Annotated in this window: 15 protein-coding genes; 3 read left to right on the top strand and 12 right to left on the bottom strand. The window is 61.5% G+C overall.

The window, feature by feature from the left end; genetic code table 11:
• Positions 1 to 11: 11 nt before the first annotated feature.
• The 4 genes from araG to TU82_RS00155 form a co-directional block, all read right to left on the bottom strand.
• Positions 12 to 1511 carry an L-arabinose ABC transporter ATP-binding protein AraG gene (gene araG / locus TU82_RS00170; RefSeq protein WP_057721138.1) on the bottom strand — a complete coding sequence of 500 codons (1500 nt, stop codon included), beginning with the start codon at positions 1509 to 1511 and terminating at the stop codon, positions 12 to 14.
• Complete coding sequence (locus TU82_RS00165) at positions 1508 to 2488, bottom strand: substrate-binding domain-containing protein (protein WP_156421621.1); 981 nt, start codon at positions 2486 to 2488, stop codon at positions 1508 to 1510. The genes araG and TU82_RS00165 overlap by 4 nt, the downstream gene beginning before the upstream one ends.
• A 32-nt stretch (positions 2489 to 2520) precedes the next feature.
• Positions 2521 to 3342: an SDR family oxidoreductase gene (locus tag TU82_RS00160; protein ID WP_057721136.1), complete on the bottom strand. Its 822-nt coding sequence runs from the start codon at positions 3340 to 3342 to the stop codon at positions 2521 to 2523.
• Positions 3343 to 3491: 149 nt separating this feature from the next.
• Positions 3492 to 3971, bottom strand: coding sequence for a GNAT family N-acetyltransferase (locus tag TU82_RS00155; RefSeq protein WP_057721135.1), 480 nt, complete (start codon positions 3969 to 3971; stop codon positions 3492 to 3494).
• Between the two features lie 191 nt (positions 3972 to 4162).
• On the opposite strand from TU82_RS00155, the gene TU82_RS00150 reads away from it, so the two are divergent.
• Genes TU82_RS00150 through TU82_RS00140 form a run of 3 tightly spaced genes read left to right on the top strand, consistent with a single transcriptional unit; the run spans position 4163 to position 5239 of the window.
• A complete protein-coding gene (locus tag TU82_RS00150; protein ID WP_057721134.1) occupies positions 4163 to 4501 on the top strand; it encodes a hypothetical protein in 339 nt (112 codons plus the stop codon).
• 42 nt (positions 4502 to 4543) lie between these two features.
• Positions 4544 to 4810 (top strand): hypothetical protein, encoded by a 267-nt coding sequence (locus TU82_RS00145; RefSeq protein WP_057721133.1) that lies wholly within the window; start codon positions 4544 to 4546, stop codon positions 4808 to 4810.
• A 48-nt stretch (positions 4811 to 4858) separates the two neighbouring features.
• Positions 4859 to 5239, top strand: a complete 381-nt coding sequence (locus TU82_RS00140; protein WP_057721132.1) for a termination factor Rho — start codon at positions 4859 to 4861, stop codon at positions 5237 to 5239.
• Between the two features lie 54 nt (positions 5240 to 5293).
• Here TU82_RS00140 and TU82_RS00135 read toward each other — a convergent pair whose 3' ends face one another.
• From TU82_RS00135 to TU82_RS00100, 8 genes are all read right to left on the bottom strand, one after another.
• The gene (locus tag TU82_RS00135; RefSeq protein WP_057721877.1) at positions 5294 to 6211 is read right to left on the bottom strand and encodes a PfkB family carbohydrate kinase; all 918 of its coding nucleotides are present in this window, start codon (positions 6209 to 6211) and stop codon (positions 5294 to 5296) included.
• Positions 6204 to 7670, bottom strand: coding sequence for a purine-cytosine permease family protein (locus tag TU82_RS00130; RefSeq protein ID WP_057721131.1), 1467 nt, complete (start codon positions 7668 to 7670; stop codon positions 6204 to 6206). The genes TU82_RS00135 and TU82_RS00130 overlap by 8 nt, the downstream gene beginning before the upstream one ends.
• Positions 7671 to 7724: 54 nt before the next feature.
• Positions 7725 to 8738, bottom strand: coding sequence for an ADP-ribosylglycohydrolase family protein (locus tag TU82_RS00125; RefSeq protein ID WP_057721130.1), 1014 nt, complete (start codon positions 8736 to 8738; stop codon positions 7725 to 7727).
• A complete protein-coding gene (locus TU82_RS00120; protein WP_057721129.1) occupies positions 8735 to 9448 on the bottom strand; it encodes a GntR family transcriptional regulator in 714 nt (237 codons plus the stop codon). Before TU82_RS00120 ends, TU82_RS00125 begins: the two co-directional genes overlap by 4 nt.
• Positions 9449 to 9517: 69 nt before the next feature.
• Entirely contained in the window at positions 9518 to 10078 is a 561-nt protein-coding gene (locus TU82_RS00115) for a DUF1285 domain-containing protein (protein ID WP_057721128.1), read from the bottom strand.
• Between the two features lie 15 nt (positions 10079 to 10093).
• Positions 10094 to 10699 (bottom strand): DUF4823 domain-containing protein, encoded by a 606-nt coding sequence (locus TU82_RS00110; RefSeq protein ID WP_057721127.1) that lies wholly within the window; start codon positions 10697 to 10699, stop codon positions 10094 to 10096.
• 225 nt (positions 10700 to 10924) lie between these two features.
• Positions 10925 to 11893 (bottom strand): GTP 3',8-cyclase MoaA, encoded by a 969-nt coding sequence (locus TU82_RS00105; RefSeq protein ID WP_057721126.1) that lies wholly within the window; start codon positions 11891 to 11893, stop codon positions 10925 to 10927.
• 116 nt (positions 11894 to 12009) lie between these two features.
• Entirely contained in the window at positions 12010 to 12663 is a 654-nt protein-coding gene (locus TU82_RS00100) for a TetR/AcrR family transcriptional regulator (protein ID WP_057721125.1), read from the bottom strand.
• Positions 12664 to 13026 lie beyond the last annotated feature (363 nt).

Genomic DNA, 13026 nt, shown 5'->3' with positions numbered 1-13026 from the left:
CCTCTTGTTGTTCAAGCCCGCGTGCGCGGGAGTGCCAGTTGCAACAGCCGTGCTTCATCCGCCTGTTCGCGGGGTAGCTCGCCCGTGAGGGTGCCTTCGCTCATCACCAGGATGCGGTCACAGATGCCCATGACTTCCATCAGGTCGCTGGACACCACGATCACGGCAATCCCCTGCGCGGCGAGGTTGTGAATGATCTGATAGATCTCCGACTTGGCACCGATGTCGATGCCGCGCGTGGGTTCGTCCAGCAGCAGCACCTTCATCGGCATCGACAGCCAGCGGCCCAGAATGGCTTTCTGTTGGTTGCCGCCGGACAGGTACATGATCTTCTGTCCGGCATTCGGCGTTTTCACTTTGAGCGCCTTGATCTGTGTGTCGGCGTTACCCTTCTCCCAGCGATCGCGCAACAGCCAGCCGAACGCCGAATGTGCGCCACGGGCACTGATATTGATGTTTTCCGCGACGCTGGCGAGCGGCAGGATGCCCTCCTTCTTGCGGTCCTCGGGGCACAGCAGCACACCGGCCGCGATGGCATCGCGCGGGGTGCGCAGGTGCAGCGACTCACCGCACAGTTGCAGCTTGCCGGCACTGGCACGCTCCAGGCCGCTGAGCAGCCGGAACAGCTCCGTGCGCCCTGCCCCTACCAATCCGAACAGCCCGAGGATTTCGCCTTTGCGCACATTGAAACTGATCGGTTCGCGCAGGCCGGGGCCGAGCAGGCCGTCGACCTTCAGGGCGACTTCGCCCTGCTCACGCGGGCGGTAATCGTAGATGTCCTGGATATCGCGGCCGACCATGCAGGTCACCAACTGATCGTGGGTCAGCGCACTCATGTCCTCGAAGGTGCGCACAAAGCGGCCGTCCTTGAATACCGTCACCGCGTCGCAGATGCGGAACACCTCCTCCATGCGGTGCGATACGTAGAGCACCACTTTGCCCTCATCGCGCAGGCGCGTGATGATCGCCATCAAGCGATCGATTTCGCGGGCGGACAAACTGCTGGTCGGCTCATCGAAGGCGATCACATGGGCGCCACGGGACAGCGCCTTGGCGATTTCCACCAATTGACGCTGGCCCAGGGACAGGCGGCCAAGCTTTTCCTGGGGATCGATTTCATCGGCCAGGCCCTTGAGACATGCCAGCGCCTGCTGACGCAGCAAACCGGCGTTGACCACACCAAAGCGCGACGGCATATGCCCGAGAAACAGGTTCTCGGCCACGGTCATTTCCGGTACCAGGTGCAGCTCCTGGTGAATCACCGCGACGCCGCTGGCAATGCTGTCGGCAGCGCATTTGAAGGCCATGGTCTGCTCGCCGATCTGCACCGTGCCGCTGCTGGGGATGTAGGCGCCGCCGAGGATCTTCAACAGCGTCGACTTGCCCGCGCCGTTCTCGCCCATCAGCGCATGTACCGAGTGCGGCCGCGCTTCAAAGCTGATCTGCGCCAGGGCTTTCACACCGGGAAACTCCTTGCCGATGCCGTTGAAACGCAAGGCCGCGCCGCTCATTTCCACAGGCCGATCTTGGTCAGTTCTTCCTGGAAGTTGGCGCGGGTGATCAAGGTCACTTCGTCCATGGCGGTGTATTTGGCCGGTTCCTTGCCGGTGGTGACCCACTCGTACATCGCCAGCGCGGTGTTGTAACCCTCGATATGCGGGCTGGGCAGCATGGAGCCGAAGAAGCCGCTTTCTTTCTTCTTGAGCTCACCAATGGCGTCGGTGCCATTGATGCCGATGCCGATCACGTTGGCGGCCTTGAAGCCGGCGCTTTCAGTGGCGCGTACGCCGCCGAGCACGGTGTTGTCGTTCATGCCGCCGATGATCAGGTTTTTCGCACCGCTGGGCAACTTGACCAGGGCCGAGTTGGTGGCGTCCATGCTGCCGGGCACGTCGAGGGTTTTAAGCGCGGCGGTAAGGATGTGGTCCTTGGGAATGCCGGCTTCTTCCAGGGATTTGATCGAGCCGTCGGTGCGTTTCTTGCCGGTGTCGAGTTCGTTGAAGGTGTTGATCACCGCGTAGGTGTCCTTCCAGTCCCAGCCGCGTTTCTTCGCTTCAGCGGCCATGGCGGCGCCCTGCTTCTGGCCGACTTCGAACGCGGCCATGCCCAGGTACGGCACGTCTTCCATAAAGGCGCCTTTGGCGTCGACGAAACGGTCATCCACGGCGATCACTTTGAGGCCATTGGCCTTGGCCTTGGCGACAATTGCCGGGCCCAGGGACACGTCCGGAGGGCAGATAACAAAGCCCTTGGCGCCGTTGGCCGCCAGGCTGTCGATGGCTGAAAGGGTTTTCTCGCCGTCGGGTACGGCGATCTTGATCACGGTGAAACCGTGTTCCTTGCCGGCTTTTTCGGCGAAGGCCCATTCAGTCTGGAACCACGGTTCCTCGGCCTGCTTGACCAGGAAACCGATCTTCACTTCTTCAGCGGATGCGAACCCACTGAACGCCAACGCAAGCGCCACAGCGCCGAGTGTCTTCTTGAACATGGACCACCTCATTGTTGTTATTGGAAAACGATTCAGTCGTGGTACATCACAGACCGCCCACCATCGATCATCAGGCAGGTGGCATTGATAAAGGGCGCCTCGTCGGTCGCCAGGAACAGCGCGGTCATCGCCACCTCGATGGGCTGGCCGATGCGCTTGGGCGGGTGCAGGTCGAACGCCCGCTGACGCTCCGCGTGGGGATCGGGGAAAGCGTTCCAGTAGTCGACGTTGAGCTGGGTTTCGATATAGCCCGGGGCGATGGCATTCACGCGGATGCCCTTGGATGCGTATTCGATACCAAGGGCGCGGGTGAGGCCGAGCAGGCCGTGCTTGGCGACGGGATAGGGAAAGCAGCCGGGAATGATGTGGCTGGAATGGGTGGACGCAATGTTGATGATGTTGCCGATGCCCTGCTCGATCATGTGCGGCAGCACCGCGCGGCAACCGTACCAGGCGCCGTCAAGATCGATGGCGAAGCAGCGGCGCCAGTCCTCGTCGGTCATTTCCAGGGGGTCGCGAAACACATTGACCCCGGCGCAGTTGACCAGCACGTCCACGCGGCCGAAGCGCTTGATGGCCACATCGACCAGGGCCTGCCATTGATCTTTGGAAGTGATATCGACGGCTTGCGCGACAATCTCGGCGCCGCGTTCGCGCCAATGGGCCGCAACTTTCTCGACCTTGTCGCCTTGAATGTCCGCGATCACCAACCGTGCCTGCTGCGCCTGGAAGCACGCCACGATCGCCTCGCCAATGCCCTGCGCAGCGCCGGTAATGATCACCACCTTGTGCTTGAGTCGCTCACCGTAAGTGGGCTCGGGCACGGCGGGTAAGGACAACGGTTGTGCCTGCATCGCTTCACCTGTTTTATTTTTGGTAGTGAGTGCTGATGCTGGCGACTATAAACCCGGAGCCTGAAACATCTCAATATATAAATTTACATCCCACAATGTGAGAGAACCCATAAAAAAACCGGCCGCATAGGGCCGGTTCCAACTGCCTATCAGCCTTGGGCAAAATCCCTCAGCGCATTGCCTTCCATGCGGTAGCGCACCCACTCTTCCTGGGGCTGCGCGCCGATGGATTTGTAGAAGGCAATTGCCGGCTCGTTCCAGTCCAGCACGCTCCACTCGAAGCGCCCGCAGCCGTTGTCGCAGGCGATACTGGCGAGGTGGCGCAGCAACTTCTTGCCCGCCCCGCCGCCGCGCTGTTCCGGGTTGATATAGAGGTCTTCCAGATACAGGCAGTTACTGCCCAACCACGTGGAATAACTGAAAAAGAACACCGCAAAGCCAATCGGCACGCCATCGCGCGAACAGATCAGGCCGTGGGCGGTGGCGCCCTCGCTGAACAGACTGCGTTCGATATCCGCCACGCTGGCGATCACTTCGTGCCGGGCTTTTTCATACTCGGCCAGTTCAGTGATGAAAGTCAGGATCTGCGTAGCATCGCTGGGGACGGCGGGGCGAATCTCGATGGTCATGGGCGCGCCTTGGGCAAGTTCAAAGCCCACATACTAAGACGCTTTGATGACTGATTGCAGCGCAATTTCCTCCTCGCGACTACATAAAATCTTACAGACCGCGTAAGACCGTTCGTCGCCATCAAGGCACAAACAGCAAAGTGCGGCTGACCAATCAAGGGTAAGGACATTAATCATATGGAGACACCCTCATGAAAAATTCCAAGTTTGCTGCCCTGGCCCTCACTGGCCTGCTGTCTGCCGCGTCGCTGAGCGCGTTTGCCGCCACCTCGTCGACCGGTCCAACCGATCCGACGCCTGACGCGACCACCGAATCGCAGAAGTCCATGGGCACCGGCCTCGACACCAACGGCGGCGCGATCATCGACAACACCAACGCCGCCGATCCGCACACCCAGGGCCACGATACCCAGCGCCAGGCGCCGGCTGCAGTCGGCAACGGCAAAATGGGCCCATCGGTCAATGAGCCGAAGGTCAATAAGGGCGACGATTCGAACCTGCCGGGTGCACCGAAACAACCTGCACCTTGATGCACGCTCGACACCCGATCATTTCCCAGTGAAGAGGTACACATGAACGTCGATAGAGACCTTGAAAAGGAAGTCCTCACCCGCCTGCTGCACGCTCATCCGCAAGGTTTGGGCAAGGAGGTGCTGGATAACTACCGCGGTGAAAAAGAAGTCGCCAGTGTCTTGGCGTTCCTGCAGGACCGTGGGCTGATCAGGGACGGGAATGTGGCCACCGACGACGCCGGTGAATACTCGTTGAACCTGCCGATCAAATTGACCGCGTCGGGTGTGGATGAAGCGCGCAAGCTTGAAGGTCAAGGCGCGCAGTGATTCATTTCTGGTCTGGCCCTGCGACCGGGGCCAGAAGGAGTTTTAGCGATGCCTCGTGGAAGCAAAGCCAAATACACCCCTGAACAGAAACGCAAGGCCGCTCATATCGAAGACAGTTATGAGCACAAGGGCGTGTCCAAGGACGAAGCCGAAGCCCGTGCTTGGGCCACCGTCAACAAGCAGTCCGGCGGCGGCGAAAAAGCCGGCGGGTCCGGTCAGCGCAAGGCGCCGGCAAAGAAAACCCAGGACCGGCAGGATTCGGCCAAGCGCGCAGCCGCCAGCCGTGAGGGGCATCCTCGCGGCAGTCGTGCGTCGCTTGGAACGCAAGCCAAGGAAAGCCTGATGAAGGAAGCGCGGGCCAGGAATATTCCCGGGCGTTCGAGCATGCGCAAGGATGAGCTAATCCAGGCGCTGCGCAAGGCCGGCTGAATAGAGTTCCAAATGTGGGAGGGGGCTTGCTCCCTTCCACATTTTGATTGGTGTTTATTCAGCGAGCAGTGCATCGACTTCAGCAGTGCCAGGGGAAGTCGCCGGTCCCCAGTGTGTCACCGCCAATGCCGCCGCTGCATTCGCTCGACGCGCCGCCTCGGCGGGGTTCAAGCCGTTCGCCAGTCCGGCGATAAATACCCCTGCATGCGCATCCCCCGCGCCATTGCTGTCCACCGCCTGCACCTTGAAGCCCGGCACGTGCTCAATGCTCCCCACACGCCCCACCCAGCATCCATTCGGCCCATCGCGCACCACCAACAGCGTGTTGGCGGGCAGGTGCCGACTCAACGCGGGCAGCGCAGCGGCGATGTCCGGTGCACCGGTAAACGCCAGCGCTTCAGGACCATTGCTGGTCCAGATATCGATACGCGGCAACAGCGCGCGCATCAAGGCCGAGTCCGGCGCCTTGACCAGCGGGCCTGGATCGAACACCACCACGATCTCGCGCGGCAGCGCCAGCAACCAGTCGATCAACGCCTGCGCCTTGCCCTCAAGCAGCAGGCTGTAACCGCTGACATATACAAAGTCATCGCTGCGCGGCACTGCGTGGGCCAAGTCCTCGGCACTCAGCTCTCCCTCGGCGCCGAGATGGGAAATGAACGTGCGCTCCGTGGTGGCTTCGGTCAGGGACACGCACACACCGGTGTCCTGGCCGCCGCTGGCCGGCAGTGCCATTTCAATACCTTCTGCCTGCATCGCCGCGCGGGCCAGGTCACCAAAGCGGCCGCTGCCGTGACGCCCCAGGTAGACCACCGGCAGGCCATTGCGCCGTGCAGCGGCCATCACGTTGAAGCCACCGCCGGCTTCGAAACTGGCGGACCTGGCCAACACATCGCCCCCGCTCGCCGGCAAGCTATCGAGAGCCATGACCAGGTCGACGATGACCTGGCCGGTGTGCAGCAATCTAGACATTGGCGCGCTCGACTGGCGCCGAACGTCGATCGGCAGCGCCGCCCAGTACGGCATATACGCCGCCGGCCACCAGGAAAGTGACAATCCAGCCGAGGCCGTTATGGCCCAGCCAGGAATCGGACAACGGCCCGGCAAACCAGATGTTGTCGGCGGTGGTGCCGATGGTGGTGAAGCTGAACCCCAGCACAATGGCCAGCGCCCAGGCGCCAAAGGCGCGCCATTCCACACCGCCGCGATACCAATAGGCGCTGCTCGGGCTGACATCCAGCAAATCCGTGGGGCTGTAGTAATGACGGTGGATCAGGTCGACCACGAAAATCCCCACCCAGGCGGTAATCGGTACTGCCAGCAAGGAGATGAAGGTAATGAACGGACCGTAGAAACTGTCGGCGATCAGCATGAAGTAAATGGAGCCGGCAAAAATCGCCACGATATCGACGATCACCGCGTGCACGCGCTTGACCTTCAAGCCCAGGGTCAGGGTGGTGAGGCCGGCTGAATACACCGACAGGTTGTTCGACAACAGCAGCCCGCCGAACGCGGTGATCAGGTACGGCACCGCCATCCAGGTCGGCAGCATGTCGCGGATCGCAATGATCGGATCCGTGGCCGAGGCCAGGTCGTTGTTACCCACCGACAGCAGGCCACCGAGGGTGATCAGCAACACCAGCGGTATGCCCGCGCCGAACGCGGCGGAAGCCACCAGGCGCACTGCCGTGACGCTGCGGTGCTGGTAACGCGACATATCGGCACCGGCATTGGCCCAGCCGATACCGGTACCGGCCGCCATGGTGCCGACGCCGATGATCATGGCGCTCAGCGGCGCCGGGGTGGCGTTGAATACCGCGCTCCAGTCGATGGTGGCGCAGAGAAAGCCGCCCACCAGGATGTTCAGCGCGCCGAACACGTAGGTGGCCCATTTCTGGATCACCAGCAAGGTGGCATGGCCCAGGCCGGAAACGGCCAGGGTCAGCAGCACGAAGAGGGCAATGAAGATCAGGGTGAGCACCGGTGCGCTTTTCGCCTCTACCGGGGAACCGAACAGGATCGAGCACAGCGACAGCAACACGAACGCGGCCGTGGTGGTGTTGACCGTTTCCCAGCCCAGGCGCGACATCAGCGACACCAGGGTCGGCCCGATATTGCCGCGCACGCCGAAGATGGCGCGGGACAAGGTCAGGCTGGGCGCGCGGCCACGGCGACCGGCGATGGAAATAATGCCCACCACCGCGAAGGAACCGGCCGCGCCGAGGATTGCGACGATGATTGCCTGCCAGATGGCCAGGCCCCGAAACGCAACCAGCGTGGCACCCAGCGGCAAACCGAGGATGCTGATATTGGCCGCGAACCAGACCCAGAACAGCTGCAGCGGGTGCCCGTTGCACTCGCCTTCCGGGACCGGCTCGATGCCGCGCGTTTCCAATTGCCCGGCGCTCTGGCCGGAAGACGTGCTGCTCATGAGGGTGCTCCTGGTGCCTGTATTGTTATGGTTGTGGCAAAGCTTCAATGCGGATCAACGTGAGGCCTGGCGCAAGGCGAGCAGGTCCTGAACCAGCCCTTGCAGATCCAGGCTGTTGACCTGTTTGACCTGCTCGATCAGCGGCCCGGGCCAGCACTGCATCCCCAGACAGGCGCCGAGCATGGCGCCGAGGATCGCGGCGATGGTGTCGGTGTCGCCGCCCAGGCTCGCGGCCAGGCACAACGCTTCGAAAGCGTTCATATCGCCCGACGCAACCTGCTGGGCGAGGGCGAACGACACCACCACCGACTCCTGGGAAGCGACAGAGGTACCAATCAACTCATAGAGCAAGTCGGTGAACAGGACGGTATCGCCGCTGCCGACGCTCAGGGTGCGTGCCCAACTGATGCGGGTGGACATGCGTCCGCCGGCAACCCAGTGGCCGTGATGTTCGGCCTGTTGCGCAACCTGGGTACCGATGTTCAGCGCTTCGCCCAGGTCCACGCCGTTGATACCGGCCGAGACCACCGCCGCGACCGCCGCCGCGCTGGCAATGCCCAGGCTGGTGTTATGGGTGACCTGGCAGGCCTGGATCACTGCCTGGATAAACCGTACCGGGTCGCTGACATCGGCGGCGATGCCCACCGGCGTGATGCGCATGGCCGCGCCATTGGTGGTGCCATAGCGCCCGGACTCTTCGGGGGTGTGCCCCGCCAGGATCATATCGATCGCCCGCTTGGTGGACGGCCCGAGCAGGTCCTGGGAACCCTTGGCGCGCATGGCCGCTTCCCAGTCGATCAGGCGTCGGGCGAGTACGCCGGGCTCGATCATGCCGCGGCCTTCCACCAACAACTCACCGACCAGGATCGCCTGCTCGGTGTCATCGGTGATGGAACCGGCGGGCATATCTGGCGCGATGGGCTGGTGGGGGCCGGCATCTTCCAGGGCGGTGATGGCGCCGAAGCGCTGCCGGACCTGCTCACGGCTCAGGGATTGGGTGGGCATGCCCAGCGCATCGCCCAGGGCCAGGCCATAAAACGCGCCGAGCGCGCGGATTTCAGCAGTCATTTGGACGCCCCGAATTGCAGGTGCAAACGAAAGTGCACAGGGTCAAGCAAGCTTTCAACATGCTCCATGAAACGCTCGCGACGGTCATAGGTGGTGCGCGAGGCCTTGAGAAATACCGTGCCGGCCGGACGACCGAGTAACTGGGCGTCGTCATCGCTCAGGGCCTCGGCGCCGATCCATTGATCACCCGAGGCGCCCACATAGCCGTAGGCTGCCAGGGTGATGGTCAGGGAATGGTCGATCAGGCCGATGCGCGGCAGGCTTTCCAAGTCGCCGGTGGCCGGCATCAGCGAGCGCTCCAGCGACACCGCCGTCCCATCGGCGGTGCGCCGCAGGCGATCGAGGGCAATGAACTGCTCGCTGCCGAAACGGCTGAACAGGTCCGGGCGTGTCACCGCTTCGAAGCGCAGCACCTCGGTGCTGACTTGCGCGCCGGTGTCCGCCAGGGCCTGGGCCCAACCATGACGCTGGTCGAGCCCCATGCCGTCAAACGTGACGATTGAGCCGACACCGCTCTGGGTGGCGATATAGTTACGCCGCTTGAGCTCGGCCAGCGCTTCGCGCAGCGTGCCACGACTGACCGCAAACTCTTCGGCCAGTTGATGCTCACCCGGCAACAGGAAACCGTCGGCCATCACCCCACCCTCGATACGGCGGATGAGCTCGTCGACGACGCGTTTTTTCTTATCGAATCGAACATGTCTAATCATGTACAAATTGATACCCGAAAGGCGCTGTCTCCAGCAAGCGAATTATTCAGGGAGATCGAAAACCAGGCCTCAGGGCTCCAGGCCAATCGGGAAAAACTCCCCGCTGCTCCATACGCCAAGCCAGTTCTGACCGTTGATCGGACGGCTCACGGCCAGCTCGACCAATTGGTAAAACGCGTTGCGGTGCACCAGAGCTTCGAGATTGCTGCGCACCCGCAGATAAGGCGCCGGTTCCTCGGTGAGCGGATCGATCACCACCCGCAGCGGATGCTCAGGGCCGGCCTCGATCTGTTCGTCGACGTTGGTGGTAAACCGCAGTACCTGGCCCTCACCCTGCCCTTGCACCTCAAGCGTGACGGCGACAAACGGCGCGTCATCCACAGTGATGCCGACCTTTTCCACCGGTGTGATCAGGAAATAATCATCGCCATCGCGGCGGATGATGTTGGAGAACAACTTGACCATGGGTTTGCGCCCGATAGGCGTGCCCTGATAGAACCAGGTGCCGTCGCGGGCGATGCGCATGTCGATATGGCCGCAGAAATCCGGGTTCCATAGATGCACCGGCGCCGGCCCTTTGCCTTTGGGCAGTTGCGCCAACAGATCATTGGCTTTGGCGGTATCGGTCATGGGGTCTCCTCAGGCTTACTGATTGCTCATGCCGAGCAAGCCTCGGGCGTACTGGGCCAGGGGCCGGGCAATCAGATCTTGTGGCGTGTTGTCGTGGAACGTCAGTAAACCGCCACGACTGCGAATGCGTGCAGTATCAATCAAATACTGGGTACTGGTCTCGATCAACATGATCTGGATCACGCCGCTGTCCAGGCCGAGGCGGTCCAGGGCTTGCTGGTCGGTCCACTCGTCGGCGTTGCCGATACGGTCATCGGCTGCCGCAAAACGGCAATACAGCAGGTAATGAGCCCCCGCCGCGCGCGCTTCGGCCATGGCCTGTTCGAGGCCTTCGGGCTGACGGGCGCGGCGCACCATGGGGAAATATTCAACGAAGCCGTTGAAGGCTTCCTCGGCCACCACGTTCGGACGCGGATACGCGCTGCCAGGCGGCACGAAAGCGCCCTGGGCAATAAAGATAAAGGAGTCCGGCTGCACACGAATTGAAGCGGTGCGGCGCGTATCACTGTGGTCGAGCAAGCCGGCGTCGCTCATCTGATAGCGGGTGCCTTCGGCCATATCGCTGACGGTCATGCAACCACTGAGTGCCAACGACGCCAGCAACAAAACCAGACTACGCATCCTATTCCTCCAGAGGCCGGTGACGGAAAACCGGCGAATGGGCGTGAGATGCAGAATCTGCGCCAGCTTGATTTAAATGTGGGAGGGAGCAAGCCCTGATGCCCTGTAGGAGCGAGCTTGCTCGCGAAAACCCACAGGCACCGCTCATTCAGAAGGCGCGCGTCATCGTTGACGTTTTTCGCGAGCAAGCTCGCTCCTACAGACCGCCATCCACATTGAAAGAAGTTAGCCGCCAATGATCTTCATCACCGTCGCGCCTCCCGAGAAGGCCACTTCCTGCTTGTCGCCCAGGGCCTTCATCAGCAGACCTTGCAGCGCCGGCAGTGCCTGATGGCGCGGCTGGTCCAGCAGGTCGCCGACATAGTGACGATTGCTCGAAGACAGGCAACCATGCAACCACCCCGTAGACGACAGCCGCAACCGTGAACAGGTGCGGCAGAACGGCACGCTTTCATTGGCGATCACACCAAAGAAACCCTTGCCCGGCACTTCATAGCGCACCGCCGTCGCGTCGACGGGCGCATTGGCTTGCAGGTATTCATGCTGTTCGCCGATCAGGCTGAGCAATTGTTGCAGGCTCACAAACTGCTGCAGGAAGGCGTTGGAGTCTTTCGCCAGATGCCCCATGCGCATCAATTCGATAAAGCGCAGCTCGTAGCCCCGGGCCAGGCAGTAATCGAGCAGCGGCATCACCTGGTCCAGGTTCTGGCCGCGCAAGGGCACCATATTGACCTTGATCTTGATCCCGGCCGCGCGGGCCTGGTCCATGCCCTCGAGCACGGTGGCCAGGTCGCCACCGCGGGCGATACTGCGGAAGGCGTCGGCATCCAGGGTGTCGAGGGACACGTTGATGCGCCGGATACCGGCGTCCACCAGCAGCGGCAGCTTGCGCGCCAGCAACTGGCCGTTGGTGGTCAGGCTGATATCGCTGAGCCCCATCTGCCCTACGGCGCCCATGAAGGCTTCCAGCTTGGGACTCACCAGCGGCTCACCGCCGGTAATCCGCAGGCGCTCGATGCCGGCCGCTTCGATCAGGTAAGCCACGCCTCGCGCCATGGCCTGGGCCGAGAGTTCGTCCTGGGCAGCCACCAGCCGCTTGCCGTTGGGCACGCAATAGGTACAGGCGTAATTGCAGGCTGAGGTCAGGCTGATCCGCAAATTGCGAAATCGCCTGCCTTGACGATCAACGATCATGAACCACTCCGGCAGAGGATGAATCGGGGCGCGCTAAAAGCTGACTGATAAATCAGCTTTTAGCAAGGGTCCTTGCCTGAGTATATTCCTGGGGTACTGCGCGTGGCAGCCAATCATCAGGTGGACGGCGATTCCACGGACGGCGGCTCGGCACTGTGCTTGCGCTTGTTGCCCATGCGCACGCCAATGTCCATCAGGAACTGGAAGAACCCTTCCTGGTCTTCCAGCACATTGCTCCAGAACGGCGAGTGATACAGCGCCACGGCGCCATGCACCAGCGCCCAGGCGGCGCAGTAGTGGAAGTACGGAGGCACATCTTCGAGCTTGCCTTCGCTGATACGCCCCTTGATCAGCAAAGTCAGGCGTTCGAAGTTGGAGGCACGGATCTTGTGCAGTTCCTCGACCATTTCCGGCACCTGATGGCCCTTGACGACCTTTTCTTCCAGGCGGTCAAACAGGCGGTAGCGCTGGGGATCGCGCATGCGGAACTCGAAATAGGCGCGGGACAGGGCCTCTTTGTCCTTGTCGACATCGGCTGAATGCAGCAGCTCGTTCAAGTCACGCTCATAGTCGAGCATCAAGCGCAGGTAAATCTCGGCCTTGGACTTGAAGTGCTTGTAGATCGTGCCTTTGCCGATACCCACGGCATCCGCGATCATCTCGACGGTGACGCTGTCTTCGCCTTGTTCGAGGAACAATTTGAGTGCGGTGTCGAGAATTTCCTGCTCACGGCGGCGAAACTCACGGACCTTACGGGGTTCTTTATGCATGAGGAAGAGGTCTGCAAAGGTCGGAAATAGGAAGGGTTGCGCAGGCCACGGATACGTGGCGATACGATTTACCCGATGCGAGGGATTATCCCGACTGAACGGTCGTTGGGCAACGCCTATGTGAACCCGGCATGCACTTTACTTTCAGTACGCCAACGATTTATGGAATATCAGTCATAAACCATACGCGAGATTCCAACGCACACATCCGTTCAATGAGAACTCAAGGGAAGCGCGCGTATTCCAAATTTGTTTAAAAAACGATCAATCGAGACTGGACTGAATCCGAGAGTGATCAATACTTCAACTGTCGGCGCGACATCTCCCCCAAGTGAAGCGTCGACCTGGGTACCGACGGACTGT

It is taken from the genome of Pseudomonas orientalis (genome assembly GCF_001439815.1).
GTDB lineage: Bacteria > Pseudomonadota > Gammaproteobacteria > Pseudomonadales > Pseudomonadaceae > Aquipseudomonas > Aquipseudomonas orientalis.
The sequence above is the reverse complement of the archived record's forward strand: the minus strand, read 5'-3'. Positions and strand labels throughout refer to the sequence as shown.

Bases quoted from the DNA above. Each gene is read 5' to 3' on its own strand.
- araG (WP_057721138.1), bottom strand. From the start codon at position 1,511: ATGAGCGGCGCGGCCTTGCGTTTCAACGGCATCGGCAAGGAGTTTCCC.
- TU82_RS00165 (WP_156421621.1), bottom strand. From the start codon at position 2,488: ATGTTCAAGAAGACACTCGGCGCTGTGGCGCTTGCGTTGGCGTTCAGT.
- TU82_RS00160 (WP_057721136.1), bottom strand. From the start codon at position 3,342: ATGCAGGCACAACCGTTGTCCTTACCCGCCGTGCCCGAGCCCACTTAC.
- TU82_RS00155 (WP_057721135.1), bottom strand. From the start codon at position 3,971: ATGACCATCGAGATTCGCCCCGCCGTCCCCAGCGATGCTACGCAGATC.
- TU82_RS00150 (WP_057721134.1), top strand. From the start codon at position 4,163: ATGAAAAATTCCAAGTTTGCTGCCCTGGCCCTCACTGGCCTGCTGTCT.
- TU82_RS00145 (WP_057721133.1), top strand. From the start codon at position 4,544: ATGAACGTCGATAGAGACCTTGAAAAGGAAGTCCTCACCCGCCTGCTG.
- TU82_RS00140 (WP_057721132.1), top strand. From the start codon at position 4,859: ATGCCTCGTGGAAGCAAAGCCAAATACACCCCTGAACAGAAACGCAAG.
- TU82_RS00135 (WP_057721877.1), bottom strand. From the start codon at position 6,211: ATGTCTAGATTGCTGCACACCGGCCAGGTCATCGTCGACCTGGTCATG.
- TU82_RS00130 (WP_057721131.1), bottom strand. From the start codon at position 7,670: ATGAGCAGCACGTCTTCCGGCCAGAGCGCCGGGCAATTGGAAACGCGC.
- TU82_RS00125 (WP_057721130.1), bottom strand. From the start codon at position 8,738: ATGACTGCTGAAATCCGCGCGCTCGGCGCGTTTTATGGCCTGGCCCTG.
- TU82_RS00120 (WP_057721129.1), bottom strand. From the start codon at position 9,448: ATGATTAGACATGTTCGATTCGATAAGAAAAAACGCGTCGTCGACGAG.
- TU82_RS00115 (WP_057721128.1), bottom strand. From the start codon at position 10,078: ATGACCGATACCGCCAAAGCCAATGATCTGTTGGCGCAACTGCCCAAA.
- TU82_RS00110 (WP_057721127.1), bottom strand. From the start codon at position 10,699: ATGCGTAGTCTGGTTTTGTTGCTGGCGTCGTTGGCACTCAGTGGTTGC.
- TU82_RS00105 (WP_057721126.1), bottom strand. From the start codon at position 11,893: ATGATCGTTGATCGTCAAGGCAGGCGATTTCGCAATTTGCGGATCAGC.
- TU82_RS00100 (WP_057721125.1), bottom strand. From the start codon at position 12,663: ATGCATAAAGAACCCCGTAAGGTCCGTGAGTTTCGCCGCCGTGAGCAG.